Source organism: Sphingobium rhizovicinum (assembly GCF_042647625.1).
Classification (GTDB): Bacteria; Pseudomonadota; Alphaproteobacteria; order Sphingomonadales; family Sphingomonadaceae; genus Sphingobium; species Sphingobium rhizovicinum.
Genome location: NZ_JBHRVU010000005.1, coordinates 1,359,467 through 1,375,000, shown reverse-complemented (window position 1 = coordinate 1,375,000; position 15,534 = coordinate 1,359,467). Strand labels below are relative to the sequence as shown.

At 63.3% G+C, this 15,534-nt stretch carries 15 protein-coding genes (1 of these 15 running past the window's edge); 7 read left to right on the top strand and 8 right to left on the bottom strand.

Annotated elements, in window-relative coordinates; genetic code table 11:
* The 5 genes from pobA to ACFOKF_RS25105 form a co-directional block, all read right to left on the bottom strand.
* Window positions 1-752 carry the 5' portion of a 4-hydroxybenzoate 3-monooxygenase gene (gene pobA / locus ACFOKF_RS25125; RefSeq protein WP_380799288.1) on the bottom strand. It extends 418 nt beyond the left edge of the window, so the window shows 752 of its 1,170 coding nt (coding positions 1-752); its start codon is at window positions 750-752; the stop codon falls past the left edge of the window.
* Window positions 753-913: 161 nt separating this feature from the next.
* Window positions 914-3,334 (bottom strand): hypothetical protein, encoded by a 2,421-nt coding sequence (locus tag ACFOKF_RS25120; RefSeq protein ID WP_380799287.1) that lies wholly within the window; start codon window positions 3,332-3,334, stop codon window positions 914-916.
* A 120-nt stretch (window positions 3,335-3,454) separates the two neighbouring features.
* Entirely contained in the window at window positions 3,455-5,359 is a 1,905-nt protein-coding gene (locus ACFOKF_RS25115; protein WP_380799285.1) for a CocE/NonD family hydrolase, read from the bottom strand.
* 46 nt (window positions 5,360-5,405) lie between these two features.
* Window positions 5,406-6,386 (bottom strand): cytochrome-c peroxidase, encoded by a 981-nt coding sequence (locus tag ACFOKF_RS25110; protein WP_380799283.1) that lies wholly within the window; start codon window positions 6,384-6,386, stop codon window positions 5,406-5,408.
* Complete coding sequence (locus ACFOKF_RS25105) at window positions 6,383-6,922, bottom strand: hypothetical protein (protein WP_380799282.1); 540 nt, start codon at window positions 6,920-6,922, stop codon at window positions 6,383-6,385. Before ACFOKF_RS25105 ends, ACFOKF_RS25110 begins: the two co-directional genes overlap by 4 nt.
* A gap of 72 nt (window positions 6,923-6,994) precedes the next feature.
* Here ACFOKF_RS25105 and ACFOKF_RS25100 point away from each other — a divergent pair, with 72 nt between their 5' ends.
* From ACFOKF_RS25100 to ACFOKF_RS25075, 6 genes are read left to right on the top strand one after another with little or no spacing between them, the layout of a single operon-like run.
* The gene (locus ACFOKF_RS25100) at window positions 6,995-8,680 is read left to right on the top strand and encodes a TonB-dependent receptor plug domain-containing protein (RefSeq protein ID WP_380799281.1); all 1,686 of its coding nucleotides are present in this window, start codon (window positions 6,995-6,997) and stop codon (window positions 8,678-8,680) included.
* A 14-nt stretch (window positions 8,681-8,694) separates the two neighbouring features.
* Window positions 8,695-9,138, top strand: coding sequence for a TonB-dependent receptor domain-containing protein (locus tag ACFOKF_RS25095; protein WP_380799280.1), 444 nt, complete (start codon window positions 8,695-8,697; stop codon window positions 9,136-9,138).
* Between the two features lie 49 nt (window positions 9,139-9,187).
* Window positions 9,188-10,069, top strand: a complete 882-nt coding sequence (locus tag ACFOKF_RS25090; protein ID WP_380799279.1) for a helix-turn-helix domain-containing protein — start codon at window positions 9,188-9,190, stop codon at window positions 10,067-10,069.
* Entirely contained in the window at window positions 10,066-10,263 is a 198-nt protein-coding gene (locus tag ACFOKF_RS25085; RefSeq protein WP_380799278.1) for a hypothetical protein, read from the top strand. The genes ACFOKF_RS25090 and ACFOKF_RS25085 overlap by 4 nt, the downstream gene beginning before the upstream one ends.
* Window positions 10,253-10,483, top strand: coding sequence for a hypothetical protein (locus ACFOKF_RS25080; RefSeq protein WP_380799277.1), 231 nt, complete (start codon window positions 10,253-10,255; stop codon window positions 10,481-10,483). Before ACFOKF_RS25085 ends, ACFOKF_RS25080 begins: the two co-directional genes overlap by 11 nt.
* Before the next feature lie 38 nt (window positions 10,484-10,521).
* Window positions 10,522-10,848, top strand: coding sequence for a UTRA domain-containing protein (locus ACFOKF_RS25075; RefSeq protein WP_380799359.1), 327 nt, complete (start codon window positions 10,522-10,524; stop codon window positions 10,846-10,848).
* On the opposite strand, the gene ACFOKF_RS25070 is transcribed toward ACFOKF_RS25075, so the two are convergent.
* Both ACFOKF_RS25070 and ACFOKF_RS25065 read right to left on the bottom strand, forming a co-directional pair.
* On the bottom strand, window positions 10,826-13,090 hold the full coding sequence (locus tag ACFOKF_RS25070) for an FdhF/YdeP family oxidoreductase (RefSeq protein WP_380799276.1): 2,265 nt from the start codon (window positions 13,088-13,090) through the stop codon (window positions 10,826-10,828). The two genes, ACFOKF_RS25075 and ACFOKF_RS25070, sit on opposite strands and share 23 nt — an antisense overlap.
* On the bottom strand, window positions 13,087-13,359 hold the full coding sequence (locus ACFOKF_RS25065) for a MoaF-related domain-containing protein (RefSeq protein WP_380799358.1): 273 nt from the start codon (window positions 13,357-13,359) through the stop codon (window positions 13,087-13,089). The genes ACFOKF_RS25070 and ACFOKF_RS25065 overlap by 4 nt, the downstream gene beginning before the upstream one ends.
* 339 nt (window positions 13,360-13,698) lie before the next feature.
* Between ACFOKF_RS25065 and ACFOKF_RS25060 the strand changes: the two genes are divergently transcribed.
* Complete coding sequence (locus ACFOKF_RS25060; protein ID WP_380799274.1) at window positions 13,699-14,628, top strand: hypothetical protein; 930 nt, start codon at window positions 13,699-13,701, stop codon at window positions 14,626-14,628.
* A 485-nt stretch (window positions 14,629-15,113) separates the two neighbouring features.
* Here the strand turns inward: ACFOKF_RS25060 and ACFOKF_RS25055 are convergent, their stop codons facing one another.
* Complete coding sequence (locus tag ACFOKF_RS25055; protein WP_380799273.1) at window positions 15,114-15,305, bottom strand: hypothetical protein; 192 nt, start codon at window positions 15,303-15,305, stop codon at window positions 15,114-15,116.
* Between the last annotated feature and the right edge of the window lie 229 nt (window positions 15,306-15,534).

Sequence of the window (15,534 nt, the reverse complement as noted above, 5' to 3'; positions counted from 1 at the left end):
GCCGCCTCTGGCCCCAACCGAACAGCCAGTTCATCCCACAGCCGATCATCGGGCCACTCTTCGACCTTCTCGTCCAGCGGCACCTGAATATAATAGCGACTGCGGCTTTCCGACCGCATCGACGCGAGTGCAAAGCCGCGTTCGTGATTGGCATAGATGAGTTCGTGATTGCAGGGCGGCACGTCCGCCAAAATGCCGAGCCACCCAAAGGGATAGACTTTCTCATAAGCGCAAGCGACCGATGCCGGCATAGCCCTGCGCGAAGGGCCATGAAAGCCGTCGCAGCCACACAGAAAATCCGCATCGATGCGGCGAACCGCGCCATCCTGCTTGTAAGTAAGATAGGGTGCATCACTATCGACATCGTGCAGCGCGACATCAGCCGCTTCATAGATGATTTCCAACCCGCGTTCCGGCGCGGCATCCATCAGGTCGCGGGTCACTTCGGTCTGGCCATAGACCATGACCTTGCGCCCGGTGAGGGCCGCAATGTCGATGCGGATCAACCGTTCGCCATCGGCCAGATGAAAGCCGTCATGCGGCAACCCTTCGGCATGCATGCGCGCGCCCAGCCCCAGCCGATCCATCAGGTCGGTGGTTGTGCGCTCCAGCACGCCCGCGCGGATGCGCCCCAAAACATAATCGGGCGCGGCGCGTTCGACGATAACAACGTCAATCCCCTCCGCCCGCAACAGATGGCCGAGCAGCAGCCCGGCGGGGCCTGCGCCGATAATGGCGACCTGGGTCTTCATGCTGATCCTCTCCAATCGATCTGGAATTGGAGAGGATGATGCGCGCGCGCAGGCGACAGGCCCATGGAGCGGCCAACAGATTAGTTGGACGATTCACCAGCCATGATGGCATAGGCCGATCGGTATATCGGAACCCTGCGCCAAAATGCAGGGACAATCCATCAGGCGGCAGGCAGAGTGACGACCATATCGGGTGCATCCCGCAAGCGCAGATAGAGTTTGCCATCCTGCGGCGCAGGCACGCTCAGCACCGATCCGGTATAGCCGTGCGCCACCTGCGCCGCATGATCGAGCGCGGGGGTCGCGCCGACAGCGTCGATCAGGAACAGGTCGCGGCCGCGAATCGTGCAGCCATCCGCTTTGCCCGCGGCATTGCCATCCGCACAGGCAACCGCATCGATCCGGGGCAGGCGCGCCAACGTCACCAGCGGCTGCCAGTCGCTCGCCTCATCCCCGCGCCGCAGACGAAAGCGCAGAGGCCCGAAAGCAGCCGGCGCCATCGCCTTTGCGTTCAGCGTCGCCACCATCACCTGTGGCCCTTCCAGCCGCAGGCCATTAGCCGCCGTCAGCCGGATGGCGTTTTCATCATCGGCGGATGCGACTTCGATCGTATCGGCCGCAGTCAGTTTCGTGCCTTTGCCGGCCTGGACGGAAAAGACCAGCTGCCCATCATCGGGCAACACAGTATCGCCGCCAAGGCCAAGCGTCGCCCCGGTGGCGGGCGTTGCGCCGGGCGTGATGCTCTTGCCGATCAGGCCGATCTGCGGTCGCGGCTCCGCAACTGTAACGCCAAGGTTGACCGTCCGGCCATCGCGCAGCCGGACTCGCGCCGTCAGATCGCTGCCTGCCTGGGGCGCAACGCCATCCCCCTGCCCTGCCAGCCGCAAATGATCGACCGCGCCATTACGGGAAAGACCATCGGGCAACAATGTCAGCCCGCCGACCTCGACCCGCTCGACCTGATCCAGCCGCTGCCCGGATAGCAGGGCTGCCTTATCTCCGGCATGCAGCAAAATCCCGTCGAGCCGACTTGCCTGGGCATAGCTGCGCAGGCCAATCACCGACGGCTGCGCAGCCCCCTGATAGCGGACGTCCACATTCAACGGCCCCGGCTTGCGATCGGCCAGCGGCAGGGTCAGCGCCAGCTGCCCCTCTCCCTGCGGCTTCCAGGCGATGGGGCGGGCTGGCCCATCCCCCTGTCGCAGCGTCACCGTGTCGACGCAGGCCGGCGCGCCGCCGGTCAGCAACAGATCATTGTCGCGACCCACGACCAGCGCGGGCGGCTCTCCATCCAGCGCCCACCCCTTGTCGTCGGGCAGTTGCACCGTGAAGTCCGGTCCCTCGAAGCGATCGAATCCCCATTGTCCATGAAGATGCCCATGCGCCGTGCCCGCAAAGGCGGGTGGCAAGGCCCCGCCCGCCAGCACATAGCCACCCCGGTCGGCGCGCGCTTCTACCGGCAGGTCGACGCTTTCGCCTGACGCCGACCGCAGGGTCAGCGTCATGTCGCGCGCATAGGTGGTGGAATAGACAAGCGGCGCGCCCTCAACTGGCAGCAGCGCGCCGGGGCGGGCGGCGCAGATCGGTCCGGTCGCTCCGCTGCGCAGCCGCGGCGGGCTGTCCGCCTCGATCGCGGGCATGGCGACAACCATCACCGATTTGGGTTTCTGGAAGGATGGAGCGGCGTTGAGCAACAGCCCCATGCCATCCCCCTTGCGCACGCTCAATGTGGGCAGATAGTCGAATTCGGGGCTGCTGAACGCGCCGAAAATCTTCGCGATGTCGCGGACCACCCCGATATAGGGGCTGTAAAAGCCATAGCCCGCCTCGCGCGTGGCGCTCAATTGCAGCGCCAGATCGGTGGGCGCGCCGGTGAGCGTTTCCGCCATGGAGCTGCTGTGCACGTCGGCCAGGACCAGCGAGTCGCGGTTTTCCAGCAGACAGGACGCCTGCATTTCGATCACCTTGGACAGGCAATCCTCATTCAGCTTCATCGACAGGCTGCGCGCCAGCGTCGGCGCGACGCTGCGCAGATATTCGGGGTGCGTGTTTTCCTGCGCCTTGATCGCTCCCATGAAGGCGTCCAGCCGGGACCGGTCGAGCGACGCCTGATTGAGGTCCTGCGTCGCGCGGACAAACTCGCCCGGCTTGCCGCGCACCGCATCGGCCAGCGCGCCTTCCGCCCCGCCCGTATCGGGCACCAGGAATAGCACCATCTGGCGCGCGCCCTTGGGAATGGTCAGGTTTAGCGCCCGGTCCTTCTCTTTCTTCTTCCATGTCTCGGCGAAGCGGACCCAATCCTTGGGCGGCGGATTGGTCGCGCCCCGCAGGAAAGCCGACACCAGAATGAAGCGCGCGCCCTGATCTTCGGGCAGGTCCGCCTCGATCGCGATGGAATCGCCTTCGGACAGGCTGGGCACCTGCGCGATCGGCAGGCTCTGTTTCCCGCGCGTCACCGTGACGCGCAGCGACGGCCCGGTCAGTTCGAACGGCGCGGGATCGGCGGCAACCGCCGGCGCGGACGCCAGCAGCGCAAGGACGCAGAGGCCAGGACGCATCATCCGGTTGATCGACAAACGCATATTCCTGTTATCGGGCGGGCTTCACGCCCCCCTTCCACAATGATCCGGCTGAACCGGACATGGACGGGATAACGCGATCGGCGCGCGACGGTTTCCCTCCGCCCGCGCCGATCGCCCCGTTCAGTCCGCCGCAACCGGCAGCCAGACAGCGCTCGCTGCGTCGCCGCCACGTTGAATCGTTTCGGTCGCCTTCACATAATCGCCGGGCTTCGCCTCCATGATCGATGGCACCCAGCTTTGCGGATTGCGGTCATAGAGCGGGAAGAGGCTGGACTGGACCTGCACCATGATCTTGTGGCCAGGCAGGAAGACATGGTCCACATTGGGCAGCGACCATTGGAAGGCATAGGTCTTGCCCGGCACCAGCGGCGCGGGCGTGGCGAAGCCGTTGACGTAGCGGCCCCGGAAAATCTCTATCCCGATACCCAGCTGATAACCGGCCATGGTCGGATCGACCGAATTTTCCTGCGGATAGACGTCGATCAGCTTGACCACGAAATCGCTGTCCTGTCCGGTCGTCGCGGCGCGCAGGTCCACCTTGGGCGCGCCCTTGATATGGACAGGCTTGTCCAGCGTGCCGGTCGCATAGCTCAACACATCGGTGCGGCCGTCGACGAAGCGCTGGTCATGCACCAGCCAGGTGCGCCATTCCTCCCCCTGCATATGGATCGGGCGTGGCAGCATCGGCACAGGCTTGGCCGGATCGGATACATAGCTGTCGCTACCAGACTGCGGCTTGCTCCAGCTGAGGCCAAAGCCCGCGTCCAGATAGAGCGGCTTGTAATCACCAGCCGGCCATTGCTTCGACACCGCCCAACGGTTGGTCCCGCTGGCGTAGGTCAATACCGGCGGCGTGTCGCATGCCGGGGCCTGCGTCTTGAGGTGGCAATCGAGGAAGGGCTTCATGTAGCGGGTGCGAAATTGCAGGCCGGTATCCCCTTCCCACTTCAGCGGCCCCAGTTCGCGCGCCTCATAATTGACCTGGCTGTGCCGCCATGGGCCGATCACCAGGCTCAGCATGTCATTATTCGCGTCCTGCTTTTCCAGCGCCTGATAGACGGCAGGCGCGCCATAGCTGTCTTCCTGATCCCATTGCCCTACCACCAGCATGGTCGGCACGGTCAGCTTGCGCGCGGCCAGCAGTTTGTCGACCGCCTGCCCCTGCCACCAGGCGTCGTAGCTCGGATGCTCCAGCACCTTGCGCACGACCGGCAGGTCAGTGAGGCCATAGGCACGGGCATAGTCGCCCGCCGACCCGGCGGCCAGATAGGCTTCATATTCATCGCCCGTCCCCTTGGGCACGGCGCCGCCACCCTTCTTCACCGTCTGGCCCAGATCATAGTCGAAGCCGAAGGTGCGGAACGCGCCATTATGGAACCAGTCGTCCCCCATCCATCCGTCAACCATCGGGCTCTGCGGCACCGCGGCCTTGAGCGCGGGATGCGGGTCGATCAGCGCCATCAACGATGTGAAGCCCAGATAGGAAGATCCGGTGATGCCGACCTTTCCATTGCTTTCCTTCACATTCTTCACCAGCCAGTCGATCGTGTCATAGGCGTCCGTGGCATGGTCGACCTTGGTCGGGTTGAGCGGCCCGCGCAGCGGCCGGTTCATGACATAGTCGCCCTCCGACCCGTCGAGGCCGCGCACATCCTGATAGACGCGAATATAGCCGTCATTGACGAACTCGGCGTCCATGACAGGCAGGATTTCCTCGATCTTCTGGCTGCGGTTGCGGCTGGTCGCCTTGTCCGCATTATAGGGCGTGCGGCTCAGCAGGATCGGCGCGTCCGTCACCCCCTTGCGATGGACGATGACGGTGTAGAGCTTCGTGCCGTCGCGCATCGGGATCATTACCACCTTGCGGGCATAATCCGCCTGCGGGCGGACCCAGTCATAGCTTTTGACCTGCTCGTTCATCATCGTGTCGGTCGCCCCCTGTTGCGCCAGTAGCGGGGCGGCGGGCAGAGAGAGGACGAGCGCGACGGCGCTCAGGCGGGCGATGGTGCGAAGCGGCTTTGTCATGGTGCAGGGGTGGCTTGCCGGTATCGGGCGGTCAAGCGGGAATCCGCTACAAAGGGCGGCCGCAGGCGCGATCGGGCATCGCCAGATCGGGGCGGGTCGTGAACTGCGCATCGGTCAGGCTGCGCAGGAAAGCGAGCAGCGCCGGCATGTCGCGATCCGCCACCCCATCGTCATGGCGTCGGACGGCTTCCTCCAGCGTCTTCGCCGTCCCGTCATGCCACCATGGCCCGGTGAGCGCGACCATGCGCAGCGAAGGGGTCCGAAAACGGCCTGCGTCGCCCCCCTGCCCCGTCTGCTCGGCCAGACCCGGATCGGCCCGTTGCGGCGCTTCCAGCCGATGATAGTCCATGTCGGTCATCAGGCGACCGGCATGGCAGGCGGCGCAGCCTGCCTTTACGAATATAGCCAGCCCCTGCCGCTCCGTGGGTGAAAGTGCCGTCTCATCCCCGGCCAGATGCCGGTCATAGGGGCTGTCGAGCGCAACCATCGTCCGCTCGAACGCCGCCAGCGCCGCCGTCACGCTGCCCATGTCGATCCGGCCGCGCCGTTCGGGATAGGCGCGCGCGAACATGCGGCGATAACAGGCGTCCCTGCCCAGCCGCCGGGCCAGTTCCGCCTCCATCCCCTTCATCCCCATTTCGACCGGCCGCTCGCCCAGCAATGGCACCAGCGCCTGTTTCTCCAGCGTAGTGATCGCCGGATCGGCAAAGGTCAGCCGACCGTACCAGCCGACATTGGCAAGGCCGGGAACATTGCGCCGCCCCGGATCGCCATGCACGCCCGGCCGCGTCGCATTGCCATCGGCAAAGGCCCGCTTCTGTTCGTGACAGGCGGCGCAGGCCATGGTGCCGTTGGCGGACAGGTCTGCATCGTAGAAAAGACGCCGGCCCAGTGCGACGCGCGCCGCGCTCATGCCATTGTCTGTCGGAACCGGCGGGACCGCCATGTCGGCAGGCAAGCCCCATCGCCAGGGCGATCCCGCCGCAACCAGAAGCAGCGCGGCCGCCGCCAGCAACACCCGCCTCACGGCAGCGGCGTCACCAGAACCGTCAACTTGTCCTCGCCATTGGCGGCGACCTGCAAGGTATAGACGCCCGGCTCCAGACTATAATCCACCATCTTGCGCACGCCGCTGCAATCGGGCCCATGACCATGGGCGATCGACGTCGCGGCCGCGCCATCCTTCACCACGTCGACCCAGGCGCCCGTGCCCAGCGCGACCCGCCAAGTTCCCGTCTGCGCAACAGTGAAGCTGGCGAGGCCACCAAAGCTGACCGATCCGCCGGGCTTGGCCGGACGCACCGGATAAGCAACTTTGGGTGTAGGGCTAAGCGCCAGCTTCACCGCCTGTCCCGGCGTCAGCACCGCTTTCGCCTCCGACTTGCGATCGACCCCCGCCTTCAACGGAAAGGGACTGCGCCAGGACGCCAGCGGCGCGGGCAAGTCTGCCGGTGCGGTGCAGGTGGCGGCCTCATGTGCCATCGGCGCCTGCGCGGATGCGGGCGCGGCAATGCCCAGCGCAAGAAAGAGGGAGAAAGGAAGCCGGCCGTTCAAACGCATCATGTCTTTCCTCGACAGGGGCAATCTATATACCGCCAGATATAGCGAGTCGCACGAACAGCATAGGGGGATTTCATGCGCACCACATCCATCAGCCTGCTTCTGGCGGGCGGTTTCCTTGCGGCTCCGGCCATGGCGCAGACGGATGGCGCGCCGGGCGATGGAGCGACCGGCAGCTTTGGCCTCGGCCAGATCATCGTCACCGCTCCGCGCACGCAGGGGATCGAGATTGACGGCAACACCCTCTCCTCCGAAGCCATCTACAGCTTTGGCCGCACCGCGCTGGACGACGCCGTCAACCTGATGCCGGGCGTATCGGCCGGTAACAGCGGTGGCACTCGCAACGAACGACTGGTGTTCGTCCGTGGCTTCGACCGTTTTCAGGTGCCGCTGTCGATTGACGGCATCCGCGTCTATCTGCCCGCCGACAACCGGCTCGACTATGGTCGCTTCCTCACCACCGACATTGCCGAGGTGCAGGTAGCCAAGGGCTATGCCTCCGTGCTGGACGGCCCCGGCGCGATGGGCGGCGCGATCAACCTCGTCACGCGCAAGCCGACCAAGGAACTCGACATCGATGTGCGCGGCACGATCAATTTCGACAATGATACCGACTATGCCGGCTATTCCACCTCCGCCATGGTCGGGACGAAGCAGGATAAATGGTATGCGCAGGCCAGCTACGCCCGCAGCTTCACCGATCATTGGGATCTGCCCAATGACTTCACCGCCAAGGTGCCCAGGCTGGAGGATGGCGGGGCGCGCGACTTCTCCCGAACCGAAGACTGGCGGGTCAATGCCAAGGTCGGCTTCACCCCCAATGCCACCGACGAATATGCGCTCAGCTACACCTATCAGGAAGGATCGAAGGGCGCGCCGCTGCACATCAGCGATACGGTGACGACGGCGCGCTTCTGGGACTGGCCGCAATGGAACATCACCAGCCTCTATTTCCTGTCGACCACCGCGCTGGGCGACCGCGCGAGGCTCAAGACCCGCGCCTATTATAACCAGTTCGATTCGATCCTGCGTTCCTTCAACGATCGCACGCAGACGACGCAGAGCCGTCCCTATGCGTTCGATTCCCCTTATGAGGATCGCGCATGGGGCGGCTCCGCCCAGCTCGACTTCGCCGCAAGCGAAGCGGATACGCTGCGCCTGGCCTTCCACTATCGCCATGATCGCCACGTCGAATTTCAGACCAGCTTCTCGACCGCCGGCGTGCCCAGCACCGAACCGCGCCAGACCCAGACCGAAGAGACGTTTTCCGCCGCCATCGAAAATGAGCTGAAGCTCAGCCCCGATCTGACCTTTACGCTGGGCGGCAGCTTCGACTGGCGCAATCTGATCAAGGCGGAGGAATATGGCGCGCCGCTCGGCACATCTGGCGCGTCCGTCCTCTACAATTATCCGCGCCGCGATGCAGACACCTGGAACCTTCAGGGCCGCTTCGACTGGCAGGCCAGCGACGCGCTGGCTTTGCATGCCAGCCTGTCGTCCCGCGCCCGCTTCCCCACCATCTTCGAACGGTTCAGCCAGCGGTTCAACACCGCCATCCCCAATCCGTCGCTGAAGGCCGAACGCGCCACCAATGCCGAAATCGGCGGAAGCTGGGCGCAGGGCAAGCTGCGCGTGGAGGCCGCCGCCTTCTATAGCTGGGTCGATGATGCGATCTTCAGCGTCCTGACCCCTGCCTATCCCTGCACCGCATCAACCACACCGCCCGCCGTCTCCACCCCGGCTGCGCGCTCACCAATCTGACGCAGAGCCAGAATGTGGGCAGCGGCCATTATTATGGCGTGGAGCTGTCGGTATCGGCGACACTGCTGCCGGGGCTGGACGCGGGCTTCAACTATACCGCCACGAAGCGCGATCTGGACTATGCCGCCAATCCCGCCTTCCGCCCGGTCGGCGTACCGACGCACAAGGGCTTCGCCTATCTCGACTGGGCGCCGGTCGACGGATTGCATGTCATACCCAGCATCGACCTGGCGTCCGACCGCTGGACCCTGTTCACGGCGACGCCCGCAACCGCCAGCCAAGTCTATTACCGTACCGGCGCCTATGTGAACGCCGGACTGCGCGTCGATTATGCCCTGACGCCGCAGGTCGACATCGGCGTGGGCGGGCGCAACCTGTTCGACGATTATTACACGCTGACCGATGGTTTCCCCGAACCGGGCCGGACCCTCTTCGCCAGCCTGCGGGTCCATTACTGATCGCGGGACGGGCATTGTCGAACTGGACGATCCGCCTTAAGCCGGGGCCATGTCGACCGCGCCCGTCCCCAGCTTTTATCTTTATGGCGAGCCCCAGCGCAGCGTGGCCGAGGGGTTCGTCCATGTCGAAAGCCTGGACGATCGATCGCGCCCCAGCGAATGGACGATCCGTCCGCATGTCCATCGCGACCTCAACCACATCATCCTGATCGCGCAGGGTGGCGGGGCGATGCAGGCGGAGGCGGCGCAGGTGCGTTTCGAGGCGCCCTGCCTGCTGCTGATTCCGGCCGGCATCATCCACGGCTTCAGCTGGCACCGGGAATCGCGCGGCCATGTCACCACGATCGCCGACAGCTATCTGCGCCACCTGATCGCGCGCGACGCGGACCTCGCCACCCTGTTTGCATATCCGCATGCCGTTGAATTGCCCGCGCATGAAGGGGGCGACGCCGAAACGATCATCGGCCGCATGGCGCGGGAACTGGGCTGGGCCGGGCCGGGTCAGCGCGCAGCGATCGACGCCGCGTTGCTGCAACTCATGGTGCTGGCGTTGCGCCATGCCGCACTGGCCCAGGCGGTCCAGCCCGGCAATGCGCGGCAGGCGGCGCTTGTGGCCCGCCTGCGCGAGCGGATCGACCAGCGTTTTCGCCAGCGGGAATCCGTTTCTGTCCATGCCCGTGCGCTGGGCGCCAGCCTCACGGCGTTGCGACAGGCCTGCGCCCGCGTCGCTGGCAGTTCGCCCGCGCAGATGCTGGACGATCGCTGCCTGCTGGAAGCGCGCCGCCTGCTCGTCTACTCGCAAATGTCGATAACGGACATCGCCTATGCCGTGGGCTTTGACGACCCGGCCTATTTCTCCCGCTTCTTCGCCCGCCATATCGGACAGCCCCCCCGCGCCTGGCGCACCGCCCGGAGGCCACCTACATCATGAGCGACGATATCCGCCAGATACTCGACCGGCTGTGCACGCCGCAGGACAATATTGTCACCCGCGCCCGCCGCATGGTGGAAGCGCATGTGCCGCCGGCGCGGCGCGGCCCCGGCTGGGACCGGCACTGGCGCGAACTGGAGGCCTATCTTGACCTGCCGGGCCATTGGTCGGCAAAGGACGTTCATGACGAATGACGGGATGATCGACCTGCTGGTAGCGCGCCTGCTGCGCGACCATGGCAAGAGCAAACATCATTGGCGCAAGGCGATCGGCCCCATTCGCCTTTACAGCCGCGACACCCATCCCCATTGCAACTGGAACGCCACGCCGTCAGGCAGCATTCGGGACGTCGCCCTGATCGAAAGCCTACTGGATGACCTGCGCTTTACCCATCCGCTGCTGACGCGTTTCTAAGGCTTGTAGGGGCTTCATCGAGCAATGCCGACGAAGGGCTGCTTGCGAAGCGAGGTGAACTTCTTCTCATTAGGGGCCTGCACATCGCAGACGGCGAGCCCTTCGCCTATGAGGAGCGCCTGATCAGCATCGCAGCGGTCCCGGAAATTGCCGAAGTCGAGTTCACGACGGAACCTCCCGGCTCCTGGCTTTTGCGCCATATACCCTGGACCGAGGCTGAGAATCGTATCGGCGCAACGGGCGCCGACGCAAAATGCGCGAAGCTGCTGGGGGTCGCCGAAGGCACGGCTTGCCTCCGGCCAGCCAAGGGCAGATGGAAGCGATCGGCGTCATCGCGCCCCATCACACGGCTCGCCGGATCATGACCGGGATCGACTTATACGCAGGCGTACCGCTTGCTCTGTCATGGTTCTCCAAGGGAACGAGGCAATTTGCTTCGGGATAGTAGGCCGCGACCGAACCACGCGAGATCATGTGCGCCACCGCCGTCTGCCCGGCCAGTATGCGATCGCCCGCTACCACATCGACCAGATCCCCATGCTCCAGCCCCAGATCGTTCAGATCCTCGCCATTGAGGAATATGACGTCCCGGCGCCCGGTGATTCCCCGATAGCGATCGTTCAGACCATAGATTGTGGTATTATACTGGTCGTGACTGCGGATCGTGGTGAGCAGGAAAGGATGGCCCTCCCGTTCCAGCCCGAGTGGAATGTCAGCCACAAGGAAGTGGGCCAGGCCGTCGGGCGTGTCCCATTGACGCTGCGAAGCGCCAACACGCAGGCGGAAACCGCCTTTGACCCGCACACGCTCGTTAAAGTCGAAAAAGTCGGGAAACACCTCCTCGATCTTGTCCCGGATGCGATCATAGTCCGTAACAAGATCGTCCCACGCCACCACCGTCGTCGGCAGGCTCGCCTTGGCGAGACCCGCGACGATTGCAGGTTCGGAAAGTAATGTATCGGAAACCGGCTGAAGCATACCGCGCGAAGCGTGAACAACCGACATGGAATCCTCGACCGTGATCGCCTGCAATCCGCTAGCCTGAACGTCGATCTCCGTGCGCCCAAGACATGGCAGGATCAGGCTCTCCTTCGCTGTCAAAAGGCAGGTACGGTTGAGCTTTGTCACGATCTGGACGTTGAGGTCCAGCTTACGGAAGGCAGCGAACGTCGTCTGCGGGTCGCTGATGGCCACTGCGAGATTGCCGCCAAGGCCGATAAAGGCGCGTGATCTGCCATCCCGCATCGCTTCGATCGCCTCGACCGCATTGTGGCCATGCGCGCGTGGGCTGATGATGCCGAAGGCGCGATCCAGTCTTGCAAGAAATGGCTCTTTCGGAATCTCCGTGATGCCGACGGTGCGATCGCCCTGGACATTCGAATGTCCGCGAACCGGACAAATGCCGGCCCCCGCGCGGCCGAAATTTCCGCGCAGCAAAAGCAGGTTCGCCAACTGCTGGACGGTCTGCGTGCCATGGCGGTGCTGGGTGATCCCCATTCCGTAACAAATGATGGCCCGCTCGGCCGTCCAATAGACTTTTGCGATGCTCTCGATCACGCCTTGCGCCAGCCCTGACAAGGCGCAAATCGTGGCCCAGTCGACTTGCTCGATGTCCGCGCAAAGCGCCTCGAAGCCGGTCGTATGCTGCTGGATGAACGCGCGGTCGATCAGGCCGCGCCCACCTGCACCAACATCCGCAGCGTCGGCCGCCAGCAGCGCCTTGATGATCCCTTTGACGAGGGCAAGGTCGCCCCCCACCTTGACCATATGATAGGCCGACGAAATCGGCGTCGCACCAAGGGTCGCCATCTCGACCGGCGCTTGCGGGTCCTGAAATCGTTCGAGACCGCGTTCCCGCATCGGGTTGATCGCGATGATCGGAACCCCACGCCGCGATACCTCCCGAAGGACGCCAAGCATGCGCGGATGATTCGTCCCCGGATTGTGGCCGAAGCTGAAGACAGCGTCGGTTTCCTCGAAATCCTCCAGCGTGACAGTGCCTTTGCCGACGCCGATGGACTTTGGCAGACCAACGCTGGTCGCCTCATGGCACATGTTCGAACAGTCAGGGAAATTGTTGGTCCCAAACTCTCGCGCGAAAAGCTGGTACAGAAATGCCGCCTCGTTGGAGGCGCGACCCGAGGTATAGAATTCAACTTCGTTCGGATCGTCGATTGCGCGCAGCACGGCCCCCGTCCGCTCGAAAGCCTCCTCCCACTCGATCGGCACGAAATGGTCGGTCGCGGGATCATAACGCAGCGGATGGGTGAGCCGCCCGGCCTCCTCCAAAGCATAATCGGACCATGTCCACAGTTCGGACACGGGATGGCGTGCAAAGAAGTCGGGATCGACGCGCTTTTGCGTCGCCTCCCATGTGACCGCCTTGGCGCCATTCTCGCAGAATTCGAAGGAGGATGTGTGCTTGGGGTCGGGCCACGCGCAGCCCGGACAATCAAACCCCTCGGGCTGGTTCATGCTGAGGAGCGCGCGCGTGTTCGTGCTCGCGCCCATTTCGGCGCGGACCGCCTTTGCAACCGCGCGCAGCGCCCCCCAGCCACCGGCGGGGCCTGGATAGGATCTGATTCCTTCAAGAGAATTCTTGCTCATAGGCACCCCGCATAATTCGATCCGTTGAAGATCGCGCACATCATAATCGAGGACAAGCTGTAGTGGGCTTCAGCGATCCTTCCAACCGATAGAACTGATGATCGGGCGCCGTGTAAAATCAGCGAGCCGTGCGTATCGAAATCATCGATATGGAAAACGGTCGCACCATCGGCCTCTTGCCGGGAGATGGCAAAGCATCCGCCCGCAAGATGGCGCCGCTCATACTGGTACTCTCCGATCCATCCCTCGGCAGCGTCGGCGGTGATCATGTAGGTCATGGTCAGCCCGTCGTCATGATAGGCGTTGATGGCTTTCCTTCCACCGCCAACCTCCATCATTCAAGCGATCTGGATCATTTGTCGATCGGTAGGAGAGCCTCCAACGACACGCTTCCGCTCTTCGATCACGTGTTGGTCATCACGGAAAATCTCTGCCCTGTTTGCCAGAAACGGCGCGATGCAGGGTGGTGGCGATGCGGACATTCTGGTAACGAATGAACAGACGGCGCTATTGTCTGTACTGCGGCAAACTCGTCCGGCTTTCCCATCACAGCAGATGTAACCAAATAGCATCTTTCGTTACATAGCAGGATGCGCTAGCCGGCAGAAATGCGCGATTTTTCCTACGGTCCGGATCAAGCCTTGCTGCTGCTTGGCAGGCTTGATGGAAGGCTGGCATCCAGCCCGGCTGCCGACATCTGGCTGGCGAGGGCGCGGTTGCAGGGCGCAACGATCCTGGCGCGCGCCGCCGGAGTGCCTGTCGATGTGCGGGACCTGCAAAACTGGATTACCGGCCGCACGCCGCCACCGCGGCATAGTGAGGGGCTGAACGATCCGCTGTCGATTGCCGCGCTTTTCCATTTTGCGTTGAGTGCGGGCGATGATGGCCGCGACCCGCTCAACCGTGCGACTCTGAACCTCTCTCGACAGTTGCTGGATGATCGCGCAGAGGCGGTCATGTGGGGCGAGCACGACCTTGTGCGCTTCGGGCCTGTCTGGCGAATGGCGGGGCAGCTTCTGGAGCCCCCCTACCCCACCCCTTCCCTTCCCGCGATCGCTGAACGCTTGCTGATGGCTAGACGCGAGTTGAACATGCCGGCCAGTCAGTCGCCCCTGCTGACGACCGCCGACGGTCGGCAATGGCGTCCTGAACCCACTGGGACGGATCCTGTTTGGCTACTTGCCTGTCACATGCCTCTGGCGCTGCAAAGATCCGGTCTGACGCTCCGTCGTTTGCCATGTTTCACCGAACTTCCACGTTTCCTGCCCGATACAGAGGCCGAACTTACGACGCTGATGCAGGGGATGCTATACAAACGAGCGCTGGAGGGATTGAAGGATCTCGACCGGATTGAAGCTCGGATGGCGCGGGCCCCTCTGGAGATGCCTGTTACGCGTCGCAGCAAGGCTCCCCTGCTCCTACGGTTGGAGCTCGCCTATCCGGGGCTTAGCAGAGTGGCCGTGGCCCGTTTGCTGGGCATTTCGCATCAGGGTGCGACCAAACTGCTGGCGCAGATCGCGCAATGGTCCAATGATTGAGCGGATGGGGCCGTCAATTTCGTATCCATGTCCTTCAATTTCAGAAATATCTCGATACGGGTTACAAGGTTTCTAATAGAGTTAGAGAGTTAGAGACACTGCGAGACAGAGCGAATCGCGCTGATGTCGTGAGTCGCCGTCGGGGCTGCGTTCCCGAAGAGACGAGTATGCGTTCCTGAAATATCGTTTCCAGCGTTCCTGAAGGATCGTCCATCTGTTCCTGATGGTGCGAACTGCGTTCCTGATAGATCGATGGCCGGGAGTGGAAAGCGGGATGCTCCCCGGAATTGAATCAGTTCGCGTGGAGGGGCGGAAAAGCAGGTTCAATTTCCACATCCCCTGCCAAGCCTTCCGCAGCCCGGCGTCCCGTCGACAACTGGTGCAGCTGGCGGACCCGACACATCGGGAACGTCAATGTTGGAAATTGGGATGACGAAAGCTTACCCCCCTCCCCTGCCGGCGGGTGGCGGCGGAACTGAACGGCATTAGAGCATCATCCGATTAGATTGAATCGGATGATGCTCTAATTTTCTTTTGTTTTCCGCATTCTGCGAGCCGTCTGCTGTTCCAGCCGACTTCAGAATGCTCTGAAGAATGATGCGCGCATTTTCTGTCCTGACGATATGACGGGCCGGACGCAAATATATGCCGTCGGAATGAACGGAGTTCAGCAGCATGGTGGTGTTCGATTTGCGCCATCATAAGCTCAGCGGGCATATTTTCAGAATTGCCGCATGTTGAGCGCAAGCAGCGATACGCGACCGGAGCCTGATGACTATATCCTGTTCGATCCCTCCGACAGCCTGCTTGCCGCAGTCGCTCTGAGCAGGTCGAGATCGAGAAGCAGACGGCACAGCGCCAGCTTCTCTCGATTTCGCTTGAACCGGACAGATGCCATCGAATTGA

Excerpts from the sequence above, each read along its gene's own strand:
- ACFOKF_RS25085 (WP_380799278.1), top strand. The coding sequence starts at position 10,066 with ATGAGCGACGATATCCGCCAGATACTCGACCGGCTGTGCACGCCGCAG.
- ACFOKF_RS25080 (WP_380799277.1), top strand. The coding sequence starts at position 10,253 with ATGACGAATGACGGGATGATCGACCTGCTGGTAGCGCGCCTGCTGCGC.
- ACFOKF_RS25120 (WP_380799287.1), bottom strand. The coding sequence starts at position 3,334 with ATGCGTTTGTCGATCAACCGGATGATGCGTCCTGGCCTCTGCGTCCTT.
- ACFOKF_RS25055 (WP_380799273.1), bottom strand. The coding sequence starts at position 15,305 with ATGCTGCTGAACTCCGTTCATTCCGACGGCATATATTTGCGTCCGGCC.
- ACFOKF_RS25090 (WP_380799279.1), top strand. The coding sequence starts at position 9,188 with ATGTCGACCGCGCCCGTCCCCAGCTTTTATCTTTATGGCGAGCCCCAG.
- ACFOKF_RS25060 (WP_380799274.1), top strand. The coding sequence starts at position 13,699 with ATGCGCGATTTTTCCTACGGTCCGGATCAAGCCTTGCTGCTGCTTGGC.
- ACFOKF_RS25070 (WP_380799276.1), bottom strand. The coding sequence starts at position 13,090 with ATGAGCAAGAATTCTCTTGAAGGAATCAGATCCTATCCAGGCCCCGCC.
- ACFOKF_RS25105 (WP_380799282.1), bottom strand. The coding sequence starts at position 6,922 with ATGATGCGTTTGAACGGCCGGCTTCCTTTCTCCCTCTTTCTTGCGCTG.
- ACFOKF_RS25100 (WP_380799281.1), top strand. The coding sequence starts at position 6,995 with ATGCGCACCACATCCATCAGCCTGCTTCTGGCGGGCGGTTTCCTTGCG.
- ACFOKF_RS25065 (WP_380799358.1), bottom strand. The coding sequence starts at position 13,359 with ATGATCACCGCCGACGCTGCCGAGGGATGGATCGGAGAGTACCAGTAT.
- ACFOKF_RS25115 (WP_380799285.1), bottom strand. The coding sequence starts at position 5,359 with ATGACAAAGCCGCTTCGCACCATCGCCCGCCTGAGCGCCGTCGCGCTC.